This is a genomic window from Microbacterium sp. Y-01, from assembly GCF_003856715.1.
In the GTDB taxonomy this organism is placed as follows: domain Bacteria; phylum Actinomycetota; class Actinomycetes; order Actinomycetales; family Microbacteriaceae; genus Microbacterium; species Microbacterium algeriense.
On sequence record NZ_CP024170.1, the window covers coordinates 1,666,870 to 1,683,736 of the forward strand.

Below are 16,867 nucleotides of genomic sequence, written 5' to 3' on the forward strand. Positions count from 1 at the left end.
GGTGTCACACGGCACGGGACCGCATGGGCCCTCGGGTAGAGTTGACGCGATCGCGCCCCCATGGTGTGCGGCGCATCGGCCCCTCCCGCCTGCCGCGCTGCCCCGAAGGATCCACTGTGCCGAAGCCCGTCGTGCTCATCGCCGAAGTACTCTCTCCCGCCACGATCGAGGCCCTCGGTCCCGATTTCGACGTCCGTGACGTCGACGGCACCGACCGCGAGGCGCTGTTCGCCGCGCTGGCGGATGCGGACGCCGTCCTGGTCCGCTCGGCCACCCGCATCGACGAGGAAGCGCTGACGCACGCCCCGAAGCTGAAGGTCGTCGCCCGAGCCGGCGTCGGTCTCGACAACGTCGACATCAAGGCCGCGACGGCTGCCGGTGTCATGGTCGTCAACGCGCCGACCTCCAACATCGTCTCGGCCGCCGAGCTCACGGTGGGCCACATCCTGAGCCTGGCCCGCCGCATCCCGGCCGCGCACGCCTCGCTGTCAGCGGGGGCGTGGAAGCGCAGCTCGTTCACCGGTGCCGAGCTGTTCGAGAAGACCGTCGGCATCGTCGGCCTCGGCCGGATCGGTGCTCTCGTCGCCGCCCGCCTGGCCGCCTTCGACATGCGCGTCGTCGCTTACGACCCCTACGTCACCTCCGCGCGCGCCCAGCAGCTCGGCGTGCAGCTCCTCTCGCTGGACGAGCTCGTCGCGGAGTCCGACTTCCTCACGATCCACATGCCGAAGACGCCCGAGACCACGGGCATGATCGGTGCCCAGCAGTTCAAGGCCATGAAGCCGACCGCCTTCGTCGTGAACGTCGCACGCGGCGGCCTGATCGATGAAGAGGCCCTGCGCGAAGCGCTGATCGCGGGCGAGATCGCCGGCGCCGGGCTCGACGTCTTCACGTCGGAACCGCCCGTCGAAGGCGGCACGGCGCACGCGCTGCTCGGCCTGCCGAACGTCGTCGTGACACCGCACCTCGGCGCCAGCACGGAGGAGGCGCAGGAGAAGGCCGGCGTCTCGGTCGCCCGCTCGGTGCGCCTCGCCCTCGGCGGTGACCTGGTGCCCGACGCGGTGAACGTCGCCGGCGGTGTGATCGACCCCTATGTGCGCCCCGGTATCTCGCTGGTCGAGAAGCTCGGCCAGATCTTCGCCGCCCTGGCGACCTCGCCGCTCACCAGCCTCGACGTGGAGGTGCACGGCGAGCTCAACGAGTACGACGTGAGCGTGCTGAAGCTCGCTGCGCTGAAGGGCGTGTTCACCAACATCGTCAGCGAGACCGTGTCGTACGTGAACGCGCCGCTCCTCGCCGAGCAGCGCGGCATCGCGGTGCGGCTGCTCAAGGATGACGTGAGCGACGAGTACCGCAACGTGATCACGCTCACGGGTGCGCTGTCCGACGGCTCGCAGCTGTCCGTGTCGGGGACGCTGACCGGTCCGAAGCAGGCCGAGAAGCTGGTCGGCATCAACGACCACGCGCTCGAGCTGCCGATCGAGAAGCACCACGTCGTGATGCTCTACACCGATCGTCCCGGCATCGTGGCCGTCTACGGGCAGAAGTTCGGCGAGGCCGGCATCAACATCGCCGGGATGCAGATCGCCCGGCAGGCGGCTGGCGCACAGGCGCTGAGCGTGCTGACGCTGGATTCGCCCGTGTCGGACGAACTGCTCGACGACGTGCGCGACGCGATCGACGCCGACCTGTTCCGCCAGATCGAGATCACCGAGATCTGAGCCGAAGCACGTCACGGGGGCGGGAGCGCGAAGCTCCCGCCCCCTTCCGTGTCCGCCGGCGTCAGGCGGTCGCCTTCAGGACCAGCGCGATCAGATCGGCGAGCTCGTGGCTTCGGGGGACCAGCCGCTCCGGTCCGTGCACGTCGAGCGAGTTGTTGAAGTAGAGCCCGTCGCTGACCAGCATCACGAGGTCGAGGCTGGCGTTGTCGCGCACGTGCGGGCGGATGGTCGCGGCCCACCGCCGACGGGTCTCGCGGAGCATGTCGCCCGCGCGGGTGGAGCCGCCCTGGGCGAGCCGGGTCGCGGCGATGAGCGCCCGGTCGAGCGCATCGTCCTCCATCACGGAGGTGCGCACGTAGTAGGCGACGGGACCCTCCTCGGCGGCCGTCATGCGCTCGAGGTCCAAGGTCGTGAGGTGATCGAGGCGCTCGAGGAGTCCGCCCTCGAGCTCCTCCTTCGAGCCGAAGTGATACAGCAGCCCGCCCTTGGAGACGCCCGCTGCTCTGGCCGTCGCTTCGAGAGTCGCGGCCCGCTCTCCCTCGATGATGAGGATCTCTTCGAAGGCGTCGAGCACCTTCTCGCGGGCGAGGGGAGGTCGGGGCATCGTGGATCCTCTGCACAGCTGGGACGGGCCGGATTCTGTTACTATACCATCCGGACGGTTCACTAACCGTGTGATCACGAATCTGAGAGGTGTTCCATGACCCGTACTGCGTCGGTCCCGACGACAGAGACGGAAGCTCCCCGCGTCGGAGTCCGCGGCTGGATGGCGCTCGTCGTCCTCATGCTGCCGGTGCTGCTGGTGTCGGTGGACAACACGGTGCTGAGCTTCGCGCTCCCGGAGATCTCCATCGCGCTCGCGCCGACCGGGGCCGAGCAGCTGTGGATCATCGACGTGTACCCCCTCGTGCTCGCCGGACTCCTCGTGACGATGGGCACGCTCGGGGACCGGTTCGGTCGTCGCAAGCTGCTCCTCATCGGCGCGACGGGCTTCGCCGCCGTCTCGGCACTCGCCGCGTTCGCCCCGACGGCCGGGCTGCTCATCGCGGCGCGGGCGCTGCTCGGCTTCTTCGGCGCCATGCTGATGCCGTCGACCCTCTCGCTCCTGCGCTCGATCTTCCAGAACCGCGACCAGCGCCGCATGGCGATCGCGGTGTGGGCCTCGGCGTTCTCCGCGGGGTCGGCCCTGGGCCCCATCGTGGGCGGTTTCCTGCTCGAGCACTTCGCCTGGGGCTCGGTCTTCCTCATCGCGGTCCCGGTCCTGATCCCGCTGCTGGTCGCCGCACCGCTCCTCGTCCCGGAGAGCCGCGACCCGAACCCGGGTCGCATCGACCTCCTCAGCATCCTCCTGTCCATGGCGACCATGATCCCGGTGGTGTACGCGATCAAGTCCCTGGCGGTGGACGGTCCGAGCCTCACGGCCGCTGCGTGGGCGCTGCTCGGCTTCGGGATGGGTTACCTGTTCGTGCGTCGTCAGCTCCGAGCCACGACGCCGATGCTCGACATGGCCCTCTTCACGCGCGGCTCGTTCTCCGGGGCGATCCTGGTGAACCTGCTCAGCGTGGTGGCGCTCGTCGGCTTCCTCTACTTCGTCTCCCAGCATCTGCAGCTCGTCCTGGGCCTGTCGCCGATGGTGGCAGGGCTCGCGCTCGTGCCCGGAATGGTCGCGATGATCGTGGCCGGGCTCACCGTGGTGCCGGTCTCGCGGCGCGTCCCGCCGCACATCGTGATCCCCGCGGCCCTGGCCTTCTCCGTCGCCGGCTACCTGATCGTGGCCTTCACCACCCACGAGCACGGCGTGCTGCCGCTCGTGATCGCGTTCGTGGTGCTGGGTATCGGCATCGGCGCGGCCGAGACCATCTCCAACGAGCTGATCCTCTCGAGCGCCCCGGCGGCCAAGGCCGGTGCGGCGAGTGCAGTGTCCGAGACCGCGTACGAGCTCGGCGCCGTGCTGGGCACCGCGGTGCTCGGCGGCATCATCACGGCCTTCTACCGTGGTGCACTCGTGCTTCCGGATGGACTGCCCGCGGATGTCGCGCATGCGGCGGGGGAGACCCTCGCCGGCGCGTACACGGCCGCCCAGGAGCTGCCCGGCGCTCTGGGCGCGGCGCTGTGGGATGCCGCGGCCGCGGCATTCGGCTCCGGAGTCATGGTGACCTCGCTCATCGGCGCGGTACTCGTGGTCGCGGCGGGCGTGATCGCCGCCGTCACACTGCGCAAGGCACCCACGCACTGACCAGTACGCTGGGAGGACCGGCTCGCCTGCTCCCGGTCGGGCAGGAGCCGGTCCACCCCCGTGCAGTGCGCAAGGAGTCTCATGTCGCGTGTCGTGAAGCTGGCCGTCATCCCCGGTGACGGCATCGGTCCCGAGGTCATCGCCGAGGCGGAGAAGGTGCTCGACGCCGTCACCGCGGACAGCGACGTGACGTTCGACAAGACCCGCTTCTCGCTCGGTGCCGGCCGGTTCCTCGAGACCGGCGACACGCTCACGGACGACGACCTCGCCGCGATCTCCGCCCACGACGCGATCCTGCTCGGAGCGGTCGGCGGCACCCCGGGGGACCCGCGGCTGAAGGATGCGAACATCGAGCGCGGACTGCTGCTCAAGCTCCGCTTCACGCTCGACCACTACGTGAATCTGCGTCCGTCGAAGCTCTTCGCCGGGGCGCCCGGTCCGCTGTCGAACCCGGGCGAGGTCGACTTCGTCGTCGTCCGCGAGGGGACGGAGGGCCCCTACGTCGGCAACGGCGGGGCGATCCGGAAGGGGACGCCGCAGGAGGTGGCGAACGAGACCTCCGTGAACACGGCCTTCGGTGTCGAGCGGGTCGTCCGCTATGCGTTCGCCCTCGCGGAGCGTCGGCGCAAGAAACTGACCCTCGTGCACAAGACCAATGTCCTCGTGCATGCGGGTGCCATCTGGCAGCGCGTCGTGAACGAGGTCGCCTCCGAGCACCCCGACGTCGCCGTCGACTATCTGCACGTCGACGCCGCCACCATCTTCCTGGTCACCGATCCCTCGCGCTTCGACGTGATCGTGACCGACAACCTCTTCGGTGACATCCTCACCGACCTCGCCGGCGCCGTCACGGGCGGCATCGGCCTCGCCGCCTCCGGGAACATCAATCCCGATGGCAACTTCCCGTCGATGTTCGAGCCCGTGCACGGCTCGGCGCCGGACATCGCGGGTCAGCAGAAGGCCGACCCGACCGCCGCGATCCTCTCGATCGCGCTGCTGCTCGACCACCTCGGCCTGACGGCCGAGTCGGCGCGGGTGAGCGCCGCGGTCGAGGCGGACATCGCCGCCCGCAGCGGTGCCCGCACCACCGCGGAGATCGGCTCCGCGATCACTGCCCGTCTCTGAACGGCGGGCGTAGGCTGACAGGGCGCGAGGATGCGCCCGCCCCACGAGGATTGGATGATGACATGACGACGATCGACGCCGAGACGAGCGTGGCTCCCCTGGAGTTCGCCGTGACGAAGAACCTGAACGCGGCCTCGCCGGCCCGCCTCGCCGAGGTGCTGGAGAACCCCGGGTTCGGGGTCGTCTTCACGGACCACATGGTCGACATCTGCTGGTCGGCCAAGGGCGGCTGGCACCGTCCGCGCGTGCAGCCCTACGGTCCGATCCCGCTCGACCCCGCCGCCTCCGTGCTGCACTACGCGCAGGAGATCTTCGAGGGCATCAAGGCCTACCGGCACGCCGACGGCTCGATCCACACCTTCCGTCCCGACCGCAACGCCGCGCGCATGCAGGCGAGCGCCCGCCGCCTCGCGCTGCCGGAGCTGCCGACCGAGTACTTCATCCAGTCGTTGCGAGAGCTGATCGCGGTCGACGGCCGCTGGGTGCCCTCCGGCGCCGACCAGAGCCTGTACCTGCGGCCGTTCATGTTCGCCAAGGAGGCCTTCCTCGGCGTGCGGGCCGCGCAGAAGGTCGCCTACTACGTGATCGCGAGCCCCGCCGGCGCTTACTTCACCGGCGGCGTGAAGCCGGTTCGGATCTGGCTCTCCGAGGACTACGCCCGCGCGGGCCGCGGCGGCACCGGCAAGGCGAAGACGGGGGGCAACTACGCCTCCAGCCTCCTGCCGCAGGCCGAGGCCAGCGCGAAGGGCTGCGACCAGGTGGTGTTCCTCAACGAGAACCGCGATGTCGAGGAGCTCGGCGGCATGAACGTCGTGTTCGTGTTCAAGGACGGCCGGGTCGTCACACCCGAGTCCGACAGCATCCTCGAGGGCATCACGCGCGACTCGCTGCTGCAGCTCGCCGAGGACCGCGGCTACACGGTCGAGAAGCGTCCGATCTCGATCGACGAGTGGCGCGAGGGAGTGGCCTCCGGCGACATCGTCGAGGTGTTCGCCTGTGGCACGGCCGCGGTCGTGACCCCGATCGGCGCGCTCGTGGGCGACGGCTTCGACGAGCCGCAGCCGCTGGGCGAGCTGGCGCTGTCCCTCCGCGAGGAGCTCACCGACATCCAGTACGGCCGCCGCGAGGACAAGCACGGCTGGCTCCTCCGCCTCGACGCCTGATTCCATTCCCCGAGACCCCGCCTTCCCGCCGACACCCCGCCGTGTCGACGCGTGGAAGGCGGGGTCTCGGCGTGTACCCGGGGTCTCGCGCGCTGGGATGGTTCCTGCACAGGGGAGGTGGATGCGCGAGATGAGGGGTGGGAGTGTGGAGAACGGGGGGAGGAGAGGGTGAGCGGGGGAGAGTGAGGGGATGTCGCGGCGCCTCTCGTTCTCCGAAGCCTGGGATCTCGTGCGGTCGCGCGAGGATGTCCTCTACGCGGGGCTGACGGAGCGGGAGCTGGCGGCGGCGGTCGGAGTCGGCAGGTTGATGCGCGTGCACCGCGGGGCGTACGTCGACGCGGAGGTCTGGGACGAGCTGTGGCCCGAGGGACGGCAGCTCGTCCGGGTCTGCGCCGTCCGCAGAGCAAGCCCCGGCGGAGGTCCCGTGTTCTCGCATCTCTCCGCGGCGGCGCTCTGGGGGCTGCCGCTCGTGGGGCCGATCCGGGACGACGTGCACACGGCGATCCGCAGTCGTCGACACACCAGGACCGAAGCCGGGGTCATCCGACATCAGCTGGCGCTCGATGAGGCGGATATCGTCTCGCGGCACGGGCTCCGGTGTACGTCGCTGACTCGCACGGTGTTCGACCTCGCCCGACTGCTGCGTCCGGAGGCCGTCGTCGCCGCGGGGGACGCGGCCCTGCGCCTGATCTCGGTCGAGGGGCACGCGGTCGACCTCGACGCCGTCGCGGCGTGGCGGGCCGAGGTCGAGGGGCTGTGCGCGGCAGGGCTCCGGGGTGTGCGGCGCGCGCGGTGGATCGCTGCCTTCGCCGACGGACGGGCCCAGCTCCCGGGCGAGAGTGTGAGCCGCCTCCAGCTCCATCGGCTCGGCTTCCGGGACGTCGATCTGCAGATCCCGATCGTGGGCTCCGACGGCGCACGCTATTTCGCCGACTTCGGTTTCCTGCGGTCGCAGGCGTTCGGCGAGTTCGACGGCGAGGACAAGTACCGGGATGCGGACCTGCGGACAGCCGCCACGGCGACCGATGCGGTGATGGCGGAGAAGCACCGCGAGGACGAGATCCGCGGGGTCACGGGATGGCGCGTGGTGCGCTGGGGCTCCCGACACATCCGCACGCCGGAGGACCTCGGGCGCCGGCTCGCCGCGTTCGGCATCCGTCCTCCCGGATGAGCCCCGCTGAGACCCCGGAATCCCCGCGAGACCCCGCCCTGCCTTCGCGAGCAGCCCGGGGTCTGGGCGACAAACCGGGGTTTCGACGGGTGGGGGACGGGACGCGGGGGATCTAGGCTGGGGGCATGAAGATCGCCCGGTTCAGCCACGACGAAGCCATCATGTACGGGATCATCGACGAGCGCGAGCTCGTGGTCCTGGCCGGGGATCCGATGTTCGCCGGATACGAGACCACGGGCGCACGCGTGCCGCTGGCGGATGCCGCTCTGCTCGCGCCGGTCATCCCGCGGTCGAAGGTCGTCTGCGTGGGGAAGAACTATCACGACCACGCGGCCGAGATGGGGGGAGTGGCGCCGGAGGAACCTCTGCTGTTCCTCAAGCCGAACACCGCCGTCATCGGACCGGGCGACACGATCGTGCGCCCGACGCTCTCCGAGCGCACCGAGTACGAAGGCGAGCTCGTCGTCGTGATCGGGAAGATCGCGAAGAACGTCAAGTCCGAGAATGCGCTCGACTACGTGCTCGGCTACACGATCGGCAACGACGTGACGGCCCGTGATCTGCAGCGCAAGGACGGACAGTGGTCCCGGGCCAAGGGGTTCGACACGTTCTGCCCACTCGGGCCCGTGATCGAGACGGACTTCGATCCGGCCAACGCCACGATCGAGACGCGGGTCAACGGCGAGGTGCGCCAGCACGCGCCGCTGACCGACATGATCCACTCGGTGCCGGCGATCATCGAGTACGCCTCCGCCGTGTTCACACTGCTGCCGGGCGACGTCATCATGACGGGGACTCCCGCGGGCGTGGGCACCTTCGAGGCGGGCGACGTGGTCGAGGTGGAGATCTCCGGGCTGGGCATCCTGCGCAACACGGTGCGCGACGCCGTTCCCGCGACATGACCGACATCGCCCTCACGGCGAGGCAGCAGGCGACGGTCCAGCGTCGGACCGTCCTGGTGCTGTCGTTCGGGCAGGTGCTCGGCGGGATCGCCTTCGGAGCCACGGTCTCGCTTGGTGCGCTTCTGGCGGCGGACATCTCCGGCAACGACGCGCTGTCCGGTCTGGCGACGGCCTCGGTGACGCTGGGAGCGGCCGCGTGCGCCATCCCGCTCGCCCGCCTCGCCGCTCGCGTGGGGCGTCGTCGTGCGCTCACGCTCGGCAACCTGTTCGCCCTGGTGGGCATCGCGGTCGTCATCCTCGCTGCTTCTCTGCGGATCTTCCCGCTGCTGCTCGTCGGCATCCTGATGATCGGCGCAGGCAACGCGGGGAACCTGCAGTCGCGATTCGCGGCGACCGACCTCGCGGCACCGCAGCATCGCGGCCGGGATCTGTCGATCGTCGTGTGGTCGACCACGATCGGCGGGGTCGCCGGTCCGCTCCTTCTCGGGCCGGGCGAGATCGTCGGGCAGGCGGTGGGGATGCCGCCGCAGACGGGCTCGTATCTCTTCTCGTTCGTGGCGCAGTGCGCGGCGCTCGTGCTCTACGTCGTCGCTCTGCGTCCGGACCCGCTGCTCGCGGCGCAGCGGCTCGCGAAGGCGTCCGCCGCGACCGCCGGTGCGGTGGCCGTCGATCGACCGCGCGTCGCCCGGTACGCGATCTTCGCGATCGCCGGATCCCATGTGGTCATGGCCTCGGTCATGGCCATGACGCCCGTGCATCTCTCGCATATGGCGCACGGTGCCGGGGGCATGGCTGCGACCCCCGCCGATGTGTCAGCGCTCGTGGGGATCACGATCGCGTTGCACGTGGGCGGCATGTACGCGCTGTCGCCCGTCTTCGGTGTGCTGGCCGACCGCTGGGGCAGGCTGCAGGTGGTGCTGCTCGGACAGGTGCTGCTCGCCGGTGCCCTGGCGTTCGCGGTGTTCACCGGCACGGAGGCGTGGGGAGTCATGGTCGCGCTCATCCTGCTCGGCCTGGGATGGAGCGCGGCGACGGTGGCCGGTGCCGCGCTTCTCACCGAGGCGTCCGCCCCCGAGCTCCGCACTCGCAGGCAAGGCCGCAGCGATTCGCTGATGAGCTTGTCCGCGGCGGCGGGGTCGGTGCTGGCCGGCGTGGTGCTGGCGAACTTCCAGTACGCGGGGCTCGGCGTGGCCGCTTTCATCCTGGTCATCGCGATCGTGGCGCTGTCCCCGCTCGCGCGTTCCCGCGTCTGATGAAGGACTGGGCCGGCGTCGGCGAGGCGTATTCCGCCTCCTACGCCGCACTCTGTGCCGGGACCCTGCCCGCGATGCAGCGCGCACTCGGGGCACCGCACGGACGCAGCCTGCTCGACGTCGGCGCCGGCGACGGAAAGCTCGCTGCGGCCTGGGCCGACGCGGGATGGCGCGTCCAGGCGTGCGAGCCGGAGGCCTCCATGCGGGCGGTGGCGCATCGCGACCGTCCGCAGGTCGACATGATCGATGCGGGACTGCCGGATCTGCCGTTCCCCGACGGTGCCGTCGACGTGGTCGTGGCGAACTTCGTGCTGAACCATGTCGACTCGCCACGCAGGTCGGCGGCCGAACTGCGGCGCGTGAGCCGTGGCGCCGTGGTCGCGACGATCTGGACGCTCTCGCCCTCCTGGCTCTGGGTGGACGTTGCGGAACGCGCGGGCGTGGCGCCGTTCGTCGGGGTGAAGCTCCCGGCCGACGAGGACTTCGAGCGGACCCCCGACGGCTTCGCGCGGATGCTGCGGGACGCGGGTCTGGAGCGCCCGGTGGTCACCGAGCGCGGCTGGACCTGGAACGCCGACCCGAACAGGCTCTGGAGGTCGGTCGAGGGCGGCGTGGCCGGTGCCGGCGCTCTCTACACCGCGCTCGCCTCCGATGAGCGTCGGCGGTTCCGTGCGGCGTTCGAGGCCGTCGCGGACGAGCGCGGCGTCGACGGCTTCCTGCCCCTGGAACACCGTGCGGCGGTCGCCGTGAACCTGTCGCCCTGAGTTCCCGTGGACGCGGTGCGCACTGCGCTGCGGTCCGAGCCATGTCCGCTCTCGCCGGACGAGTCGCCGCAGGTGCCGTGCTCGCCGTCGCCGTCGGCGCTCCCGGCCGACAGGTGCGCGGCCGGTCCCCGTAGAATCGAAGGGCTATGGCTACCCCTCACCCCCTCACCACGACCGTCAGTGGTGCCGACGTCCGCGTCCGCTTCTGCCCCTCGCCGACCGGACTGCCGCACGTCGGCATGGTCCGCACGGCTCTGTACAACTGGGCGTACGCCCGTCACAACGGCGGGAAGATGGTGTTCCGCATCGAGGACACCGACGCCGCCCGTGACAGCGAGGAGAGCTTCCGCCAGCTCGTCGATGCGCTGACCTGGCTCGAGATCGACTGGGACGAGGGCGTCGAGGTCGGCGGTCCGCACGCGCCGTACCGGCAGTCCGAGCGCCACGACATCTACCGCGAGGTCATCGACAAGCTCCTCGCTTCGGGGGCGCTGTACGAGAGCTACTCGACGGCCGAGGAGATCGACGCCCGCAATGAGGCGAACGGTCGAGCGAAGCAGCTCGGCTACGACAACTTCGACCGTGACCTCACGGACGAGCAGAAGCAGGCGTTCCGCGCCGAGGGTCGTCAGCCCGCGCTCCGCCTTCGCGTGCCCGACGAGGACCTGACCTACGTCGACCTCATCCGCGGCGAGGTCACCTTCCCCGCCGGCTCCTTCCCTGACTTCGTCGTCGTTCGCCCCAACGGTGTGCCCCTGTACACCTTCGTGAACCCCGTCGACGATGCGCTGATGGGCATCACCCACGTGCTGCGCGGCGAGGACCTCATGCCGTCGACCGCGCGTCAGCTCTCGCTCTACGCCGCCCTGATCGACGCGGGTGTCACGACGTTCGTGCCCCGCTTCGCACACATGCCGCTCGTACTGGGGGAGACCGGGACCAAGAAGCTCTCCAAGCGCGACCCGCAGGCCGACCTGTTCCTGCACCGCGAGCGCGGCTTCATCCACGAGGGACTGCTGAACTACCTCGCGCTCCTGGGCTGGTCGATCGGTCCGGACCGCGACGTGTTCTCGCTCGACGAGTTCATCGCCGCGTTCGACATCGAGAACGTCAACCCCAACCCGGCGCGCTTCGACCAGAAGAAGGCGGAGTCGATCAACGGCGACCACATCCGGATGCTCGACGTGAAGGACTTCGCCGAGCGCACGGTGCCCTACCTCGCTGCCGCCGGCCTGTTCGATGAGCCGACCCATGAGCAGCTCGTGCTCGCCTTCCGCGCGGCGCCCCTCGTGCAGGAGCGCGTGCAGCTGCTGGGCGACGTGCCCGGGATGGTCGGATTCCTGTTCCGCGACGAGGTCTCCTACGACGAGGATGCCCTCAAGGGACTGCCGGCCAACGCCGCCGACGTGCTCGACGCCTGCGTCGCAGCGCTGGAGCCGGTCGACGACTTCACGCCGGAGAGCATCCAGGACGCGCTGTCCACGGCGCTGGTCGAGAACCTTGAGCTGAAGCCGCGCGTGGCCTACGGGCCCCCGCGCGTCGCGATCACGGGCCGCCGGGTGTCGCCGCCGCTGTTCGAGTCCATGGAGCTGCTCGGCAAAGAGGAGTCGCTGCGCCGGCTGCGCGGACTCTCCGCGTTCCTCGCGCGCTGAGTCGCGACGCGCCCGAGCGGCGGCACACGCCGGTGGTTTTGGCGATCGGTCGCCGCTCGGGTAAGCTTGACTCTCGGTGCGAGGCTCCGGTTTCGCCCTTGGGGTATGGTGTAATTGGCAACACGGCTGATTCTGGTTCAGTTGTTCTTGGTTCGAGTCCAGGTACCCCAGCACTTCACAGAAGCCCGGAAATCCGCTGCAGATCGGATCTCCGGGCTTCTGTCGTCTCCGCTCACACCGGGCTGACCAGCTGGATCAGATTGCCACAGGTGTCATCGAGGACGGCGATGCGCACCGGGCCGCCATCGGTCGGCGGCTGCACGAACACCACGCCCTGCCCGGTGAGCTCTCGGTAGGCTGCGTCGACGTCATCGACCTCGAACGATGCCGCGGGAATGCCCTGCTCGGCGAGCGCTCGGGTGTACTGCTTGGCGGCGGGATTCTCGTCAGGCTCCAGCAGCAGCTCGACGCCGTCGGGCGCGTCGGCGCCGACGACCGTGAGCCAGCGGAAGTCGCCGACGGGGACATCGCTCTTCGTGACGAAGCCGAGCTTGTCCGTGTAGAACTCCTGGGCCTTGGCCTGATCGTCCACGAACACGCTCATCACGTGCAGTCGTGCTCTCATCTTCGGTCTTCCTCTCCATCGATGGGCCACCGGCGCGTGATCTCGCGCAGGGGTTCGGTGCGGAGGTGGTGCACCTTGGTGCGACCCACCCTGGCGGAGCGGACGAGCCCGCACTCCTCGAGGACTGCGAGGTGCTGGGAGATCGCCTGGCGCGAAGACCCTGTCCCTGCCGTCGCGAGGCGACCGCAGATCTCGAACAGGGTCATCCCGTCGCGCTCCACCAGGAGGTCGAGGATGCCCCGACGGGTGGGGTCGGCGAGAGCCCGGTACACGTCCGTCATGCATCGCAGAATAGGCAAGTGGAGGCTTGCCTGTCAAGGGTGTGGGGACACGCAGGACGGTCGGCGGACATGCTCGTGGACGGCGGCGTCGGCGGTATCCGCGAGAATACCGAGGTGATCGGAATGAAGAGCTTCTGGAGCGCCCTGCCCACCGAGGGGCGCTGGCTGCTGTCGACCGTGGCGATCCAGACTCTCGGACGCGGGATGACGCTGCCGTTCACGATCATCTACCTCCATGAGGTCCGCGGCTTCGACCTCGGGTTCTCCGGGGCGCTGATGAGCCTCATCGCGATCACGGGCCTCGTCGTCACGGGACCCGGTGGCACGCTCATCGACCGCTTCGGCGCCCGCCGCGTGCTGATCGTGGGTCTGCTGTCGATGATCGCGGGCTGCACGCTCCTGGCCTACGCCACGCATCCCGCCGTCGCGACCGTGGCGGTCGTGCTCATCGGCGTGAACTTCGGGGTGTCCTGGCCCGGGTTCAACGCTCTGATCGCCTCGGTGGTCGACGGCGAGGTCCGCCAGCAGTACTTCGGCGTGAACTTCGCCCTGGTCAACCTCGGCATCGGCGTCGGCGGCATCATCGGCGGCTTCTTCGTCGACGTGACGGATCCCTCGACCTTCACGACGATCTTCCTCATCGACGCGGCGACGAGCCTGATCCCGCTCGCGCTGCTCCTCGGGCCGCTCCGTCACGTGCGCACGCAGCCGGATCCCGACCCCGATGTCGCCGTCGAGGGCGGCTATCGCCAGATCCTCCGGCGTCCTGCGGTGCTCTGGATGACGCTGTTGACGTTCTTCTCCGTCTTCATCGGCTACGGGCAGATCGAGGCGGGCTTCCCTGCCTATGCCCGACAGATCGCTCAGGTGTCGACCGCCGTGGTCGGCATCTCGTTCGCCGTGAACACAGCGGTCATCGTGCTGCTGCAGTTCGCCGTCCTCCGCCTCATCAACGGTCGACGGCGCACGAGGGTCATGCAGGTCATGGCGCTCATCTGGGCGGTCTCGTGGGTCATGCTCGGCGCCGCCGGTCTGCTTCCCGACTCGGTCACGGCCTCGATCGCGGTGATCGCGTTCATGGGCGTGTTCGCCTTCGGGGAGACGATGATGCAGCCGACGATCCCCGCCATCTACAACGACCTGGCCACCGACCGCACGCGCGGGCGCTACAACGCCCTGAACTCGGCGGCGTTCCAGGGCGGGGCGATCCTCGGCCCGCTTGTCGCCGGTGTGCTCCTGGGCGCGGGAGTGAGCGGCTGGTTCATCGCGCTCATGGTCGCCGGCAGCCTCGCCGTCGGTGTGCTGGCGTTCGTGCTGGAGCGGGTGCTTCCCACATCGGCCAACGGGAGCGTCGACGTCCATCGAACGGACGATGTCGAGCGGACGCCGCCGGTCTAGGCTCCGAGCATGGCCCTCGAACCCCTGTTCCTCCGACTGGATCGCATCGCGGGCGGGCGGCAGGCCGGCGTCCTGATCAGCGATGCCGGTCGCACCCACCCCCGGACGGTCCGCGCGTTCACCTGGATCCTCTGGCTGCTCGTCGCCGAACTGGTGCTCGGTGTCGGCGCGGTCGTCGTCGCGCTGCTGCTCGCGGTCGACGGTGAGAGCGTGCCCTTCGCGGTATGGATGCGCACGCTGATCGTGCTGGCCATGACGGCGACGCTGTTCTACTTCGCATGGCGGGCACGGCGCGGGTGGCGGTGGGCGTATCAGCGACTGCGTCTCTTCGCTCAGATCTTCCCTGTCATCACGCTCGTCATGGCAGCCATCCCCGGTCTCTATCCGGTGTGGATGGTGACGGAGCAGATCGTGTTCAGCCTCATCATGATCGGCATCGCCGATTTCCTCACCAGCGACCACATGCGGGCCGTCTTCGCGAAGGACGCACCGACCGCCTAGCACGCGGCACGGTGGCGTGACCACTCCCTTTCCCGTCGCGGCGGCATCCGCCATCGTCGTGGAGACAGCGACGAAGAGGAGAGGCGAGGGATGGCGCGACTGAGCAGAGTGGTTCCCGGTGTGGATCCGGGATTCCGTCGACAGCGCTCCGGGTCGGGATTCCGCTACGTGGATCCCAGCGGTGCGTCGGCACCGGAGGCCGACCGCGAGCGCATCAACGACCTGGTGATCCCGCCGGCCTGGCGCGAGGTGTGGATCGCTGCCGACCCGCTCGCGCACATCCAGGCCGTCGGCATCGACCAGGCCGGACGCAAGCAGTACCTGTACCACCCGCTCTGGCGGGTGTCGCGCGACCGGCGCAAGTTCGTGCGGGCGCTCGACCTCGCCGCGGCTCTGCCCAGCGCCAGAGCGCAGGTGACGAAGGCGCTGCGCGAAGAGGGACAGACGAAGGAGCGGGCTCTGGCCATCGCCTTCCGACTGCTCGACGACGCAGCGCTCCGCATCGGGTCGGAACGGTACCTCGCACGTCACGGCAGTCGGGGCCTGACCACGCTCCGACGACGCGACGTGCGCATCGACGGGCGTGACGTCGCGATGTCGTTCCCCGCGAAGAGCGGGCGCACCGCGTCGATCGAGATCACCGACGAGTCCCTGGCCGATGCGCTCACGGATTTCGCGGCCGGATCCTCCAACGCGTTCCTGCTGGCGTACCGCCGAGGGCGTCGGCGTGTGAAGATCACACCCGCCGAGGTCAACGCGTATCTGAAGGACGTTCTCGGGGCGACGTTCACCGCCAAGGACTTCCGGACGCTGCACGGCACGATCATCGCGGCGGACGCCCTCGCCCGGATCGGCCCGTTGGATCGACGAGGACAGCGCGGCCAGGCGGAGCGCCTGGCCGTCCAGGCGGCGGCGACGGCCCTCGGCAACACGACCGCCGTCGCCCGCAACAGCTACATCGACCCCCGGGTGTTCCGCCAGTACGGACGGGGGAGGACGCTCGACCTCGACGTCACCCCGGAGACGGCGATCCGACGTCTGCTGGGTGGACCGGAGACGTCGCGGAAGGTCAATCGGCGAGAGCGATCCACGCGACGGCGATGACCAGGGGCACGAGCGGGGTGAGCACGGCCACGAGCACCGGCCACCAGCGCGCCCTGGTCTCCAGTTCCCTGGCACGGTGCGCGAGGGTGTCGCCTGCTCGTCGCACGGCTTCGGGATCCAGCGACTCGGCGTGCTCGTCCCGATAGAGCAGGGTGCGGCGTCCGAACCGGTCGTGCAGCACCGCGATAGCCGTCAGGAACCGACCGAGCTCCTCCGGGCGGGTGAGGTCGAGCGCGGGGAAGTACACGTGCAGAGTGCTGTCGACGACCTCGAGGTCGAGGTCGGCGCTGGTGTCGAGGAGCACGGCCATCAGATCAGGTGTCAGCACGTACAGCGCCGACGTCTCGTATCCCGGTGGTACGGACACCTCGAACACATCGCTGAAGTTCCCCTCGAGGCGCAGCTCCGTCCTGCCGCGAGGCCGACGGGGGAGCAGGCTCAGCGCACCGGCGCCGCGCCGAGACCGCAGCGCGATGCGCGGCACCTCGCTCGGCAGCGGGATCCGCACTGCCCGGACGGTGTGCATCGTCGCCCCCTCCCCGTCGCCGACGACGAAGGTGCGTTCCACGGAATCGAAGGGCACCTCGGTGTCTCGCGCGTCGATGAGGTCCGTGGAGGTTCGGTTCCCGCGATCGATCTGCTCATCGACAGACCCGCCCCACATGCGGTCGCCGACGTCGACGCGATAGGTCCATCCGAAGCCTGAGGCGAGGTCGGCGAGAACCGCCTGACGCCGCTGATGACGACGGATGCGCGCGGCTGTGGTGCCCACGAGCAGCGCGCCGGCCAGCAGCACGGCCAACTGAGTCGCCAGGCGCACCGACCCCTGCAGGCCGAAGCCGACCGGGAGGAGGTACAGAGCGACGGCCGCGGCGATGCCGAGGTAGGCGAGGGAGAGCCCGCCGAGGAGCAGGACGGTGGGCGCGCCCCCCGGTGCGCCCACCGCTCCCGCGCGTCCGTGCCGGGCCACC

16 protein-coding genes and 1 tRNA gene are annotated in these 16,867 nt (G+C 69.8%); 13 read left to right on the plus strand and 4 right to left on the minus strand.

Annotation, left to right across the window (positions count from 1 at the left end):
- Positions 1 to 116: 116 nt before the first annotated feature.
- The gene (serA, locus tag CSX12_RS07785) at positions 117 to 1,721 is read left to right on the plus strand and encodes a phosphoglycerate dehydrogenase (RefSeq protein ID WP_124895415.1); all 1,605 of its coding nucleotides are present in this window, start codon (positions 117 to 119) and stop codon (positions 1,719 to 1,721) included.
- A gap of 61 nt (positions 1,722 to 1,782) precedes the next feature.
- On the opposite strand, the gene CSX12_RS07790 is transcribed toward serA, so the two are convergent.
- On the minus strand, positions 1,783 to 2,325 hold the full coding sequence (locus tag CSX12_RS07790) for a TetR/AcrR family transcriptional regulator (protein WP_124895416.1): 543 nt from the start codon (positions 2,323 to 2,325) through the stop codon (positions 1,783 to 1,785).
- Between the two features lie 96 nt (positions 2,326 to 2,421).
- Between CSX12_RS07790 and CSX12_RS07795 the strand changes: the two genes are divergently transcribed.
- From CSX12_RS07795 to CSX12_RS07835, 9 genes are all read left to right on the plus strand, one after another.
- Positions 2,422 to 3,957 (plus strand): MFS transporter, encoded by a 1,536-nt coding sequence (locus CSX12_RS07795; protein WP_124895417.1) that lies wholly within the window; start codon positions 2,422 to 2,424, stop codon positions 3,955 to 3,957.
- An 81-nt stretch (positions 3,958 to 4,038) separates the two neighbouring features.
- The gene (locus CSX12_RS07800; protein ID WP_124895418.1) at positions 4,039 to 5,082 is read left to right on the plus strand and encodes a 3-isopropylmalate dehydrogenase; all 1,044 of its coding nucleotides are present in this window, start codon (positions 4,039 to 4,041) and stop codon (positions 5,080 to 5,082) included.
- 62 nt (positions 5,083 to 5,144) lie between these two features.
- The gene (locus tag CSX12_RS07805) at positions 5,145 to 6,245 is read left to right on the plus strand and encodes a branched-chain amino acid aminotransferase (RefSeq protein ID WP_017204452.1); all 1,101 of its coding nucleotides are present in this window, start codon (positions 5,145 to 5,147) and stop codon (positions 6,243 to 6,245) included.
- Between the two features lie 190 nt (positions 6,246 to 6,435).
- Complete coding sequence (locus CSX12_RS07810) at positions 6,436 to 7,416, plus strand: hypothetical protein (RefSeq protein WP_124895419.1); 981 nt, start codon at positions 6,436 to 6,438, stop codon at positions 7,414 to 7,416.
- Positions 7,417 to 7,541: 125 nt separating this feature from the next.
- Positions 7,542 to 8,318 carry a fumarylacetoacetate hydrolase family protein gene (locus CSX12_RS07815; RefSeq protein WP_124895420.1) on the plus strand — a complete coding sequence of 259 codons (777 nt, stop codon included), beginning with the start codon at positions 7,542 to 7,544 and terminating at the stop codon, positions 8,316 to 8,318.
- The gene (locus CSX12_RS07820) at positions 8,315 to 9,571 is read left to right on the plus strand and encodes an MFS transporter (RefSeq protein ID WP_124895421.1); all 1,257 of its coding nucleotides are present in this window, start codon (positions 8,315 to 8,317) and stop codon (positions 9,569 to 9,571) included. The genes CSX12_RS07815 and CSX12_RS07820 overlap by 4 nt, the downstream gene beginning before the upstream one ends.
- Positions 9,571 to 10,335 carry a class I SAM-dependent methyltransferase gene (locus CSX12_RS07825; protein ID WP_124895422.1) on the plus strand — a complete coding sequence of 255 codons (765 nt, stop codon included), beginning with the start codon at positions 9,571 to 9,573 and terminating at the stop codon, positions 10,333 to 10,335. The genes CSX12_RS07820 and CSX12_RS07825 overlap by 1 nt, the downstream gene beginning before the upstream one ends.
- Before the next feature lie 146 nt (positions 10,336 to 10,481).
- On the plus strand, positions 10,482 to 11,987 hold the full coding sequence (gltX, locus tag CSX12_RS07830; protein ID WP_124895423.1) for a glutamate--tRNA ligase: 1,506 nt from the start codon (positions 10,482 to 10,484) through the stop codon (positions 11,985 to 11,987).
- A gap of 99 nt (positions 11,988 to 12,086) precedes the next feature.
- A tRNA-Gln gene (locus CSX12_RS07835) sits at positions 12,087 to 12,158 on the plus strand.
- A gap of 61 nt (positions 12,159 to 12,219) precedes the next feature.
- Here the strand turns inward: CSX12_RS07835 and CSX12_RS07840 are convergent.
- Positions 12,220 to 12,612: a VOC family protein gene (locus tag CSX12_RS07840; RefSeq protein ID WP_164479551.1), complete on the minus strand. Its 393-nt coding sequence runs from the start codon at positions 12,610 to 12,612 to the stop codon at positions 12,220 to 12,222.
- On the minus strand, positions 12,609 to 12,893 hold the full coding sequence (locus tag CSX12_RS07845) for a metalloregulator ArsR/SmtB family transcription factor (RefSeq protein ID WP_017204459.1): 285 nt from the start codon (positions 12,891 to 12,893) through the stop codon (positions 12,609 to 12,611). Before CSX12_RS07845 ends, CSX12_RS07840 begins: the two co-directional genes overlap by 4 nt.
- An 18-nt stretch (positions 12,894 to 12,911) precedes the next feature.
- Between CSX12_RS07845 and CSX12_RS07850 the strand changes: the two genes are divergently transcribed.
- The 3 genes from CSX12_RS07850 (at position 12,912) to CSX12_RS07860 (ending at position 15,896) form a co-directional block, all read left to right on the plus strand.
- Complete coding sequence (locus CSX12_RS07850; RefSeq protein ID WP_346773347.1) at positions 12,912 to 14,291, plus strand: MFS transporter; 1,380 nt, start codon at positions 12,912 to 12,914, stop codon at positions 14,289 to 14,291.
- 9 nt (positions 14,292 to 14,300) lie between these two features.
- Positions 14,301 to 14,792, plus strand: coding sequence for a hypothetical protein (locus CSX12_RS07855; RefSeq protein WP_017204461.1), 492 nt, complete (start codon positions 14,301 to 14,303; stop codon positions 14,790 to 14,792).
- Between the two features lie 90 nt (positions 14,793 to 14,882).
- Positions 14,883 to 15,896 carry a DNA topoisomerase IB gene (locus CSX12_RS07860; protein ID WP_017204462.1) on the plus strand — a complete coding sequence of 338 codons (1,014 nt, stop codon included), beginning with the start codon at positions 14,883 to 14,885 and terminating at the stop codon, positions 15,894 to 15,896.
- On the opposite strand, the gene CSX12_RS07865 is transcribed toward CSX12_RS07860, so the two are convergent.
- Complete coding sequence (locus tag CSX12_RS07865) at positions 15,862 to 16,866, minus strand: hypothetical protein (RefSeq protein ID WP_241160587.1); 1,005 nt, start codon at positions 16,864 to 16,866, stop codon at positions 15,862 to 15,864. The two genes, CSX12_RS07860 and CSX12_RS07865, sit on opposite strands and share 35 nt — an antisense overlap.
- Between the last annotated feature and the right edge of the window lies 1 nt (position 16,867).

Coding starts and splice junctions, on each gene's coding strand:
- CSX12_RS07800 (WP_124895418.1), top strand. CDS start 4,039: ATGTCGCGTGTCGTGAAGCTGGCCGTCATCCCCGGTGACGGCATCGGT.
- CSX12_RS07795 (WP_124895417.1), top strand. CDS start 2,422: ATGACCCGTACTGCGTCGGTCCCGACGACAGAGACGGAAGCTCCCCGC.
- gltX (WP_124895423.1), top strand. CDS start 10,482: ATGGCTACCCCTCACCCCCTCACCACGACCGTCAGTGGTGCCGACGTC.
- CSX12_RS07820 (WP_124895421.1), top strand. CDS start 8,315: ATGACCGACATCGCCCTCACGGCGAGGCAGCAGGCGACGGTCCAGCGT.
- CSX12_RS07790 (WP_124895416.1), bottom strand. CDS start 2,325: ATGCCCCGACCTCCCCTCGCCCGCGAGAAGGTGCTCGACGCCTTCGAA.
- CSX12_RS07825 (WP_124895422.1), top strand. CDS start 9,571: ATGAAGGACTGGGCCGGCGTCGGCGAGGCGTATTCCGCCTCCTACGCC.
- CSX12_RS07855 (WP_017204461.1), top strand. CDS start 14,301: ATGGCCCTCGAACCCCTGTTCCTCCGACTGGATCGCATCGCGGGCGGG.
- CSX12_RS07815 (WP_124895420.1), top strand. CDS start 7,542: ATGAAGATCGCCCGGTTCAGCCACGACGAAGCCATCATGTACGGGATC.
- CSX12_RS07840 (WP_164479551.1), bottom strand. CDS start 12,612: ATGAGAGCACGACTGCACGTGATGAGCGTGTTCGTGGACGATCAGGCC.
- CSX12_RS07810 (WP_124895419.1), top strand. CDS start 6,436: ATGTCGCGGCGCCTCTCGTTCTCCGAAGCCTGGGATCTCGTGCGGTCG.
- CSX12_RS07845 (WP_017204459.1), bottom strand. CDS start 12,893: ATGACGGACGTGTACCGGGCTCTCGCCGACCCCACCCGTCGGGGCATC.
- CSX12_RS07860 (WP_017204462.1), top strand. CDS start 14,883: ATGGCGCGACTGAGCAGAGTGGTTCCCGGTGTGGATCCGGGATTCCGT.
- CSX12_RS07805 (WP_017204452.1), top strand. CDS start 5,145: ATGACGACGATCGACGCCGAGACGAGCGTGGCTCCCCTGGAGTTCGCC.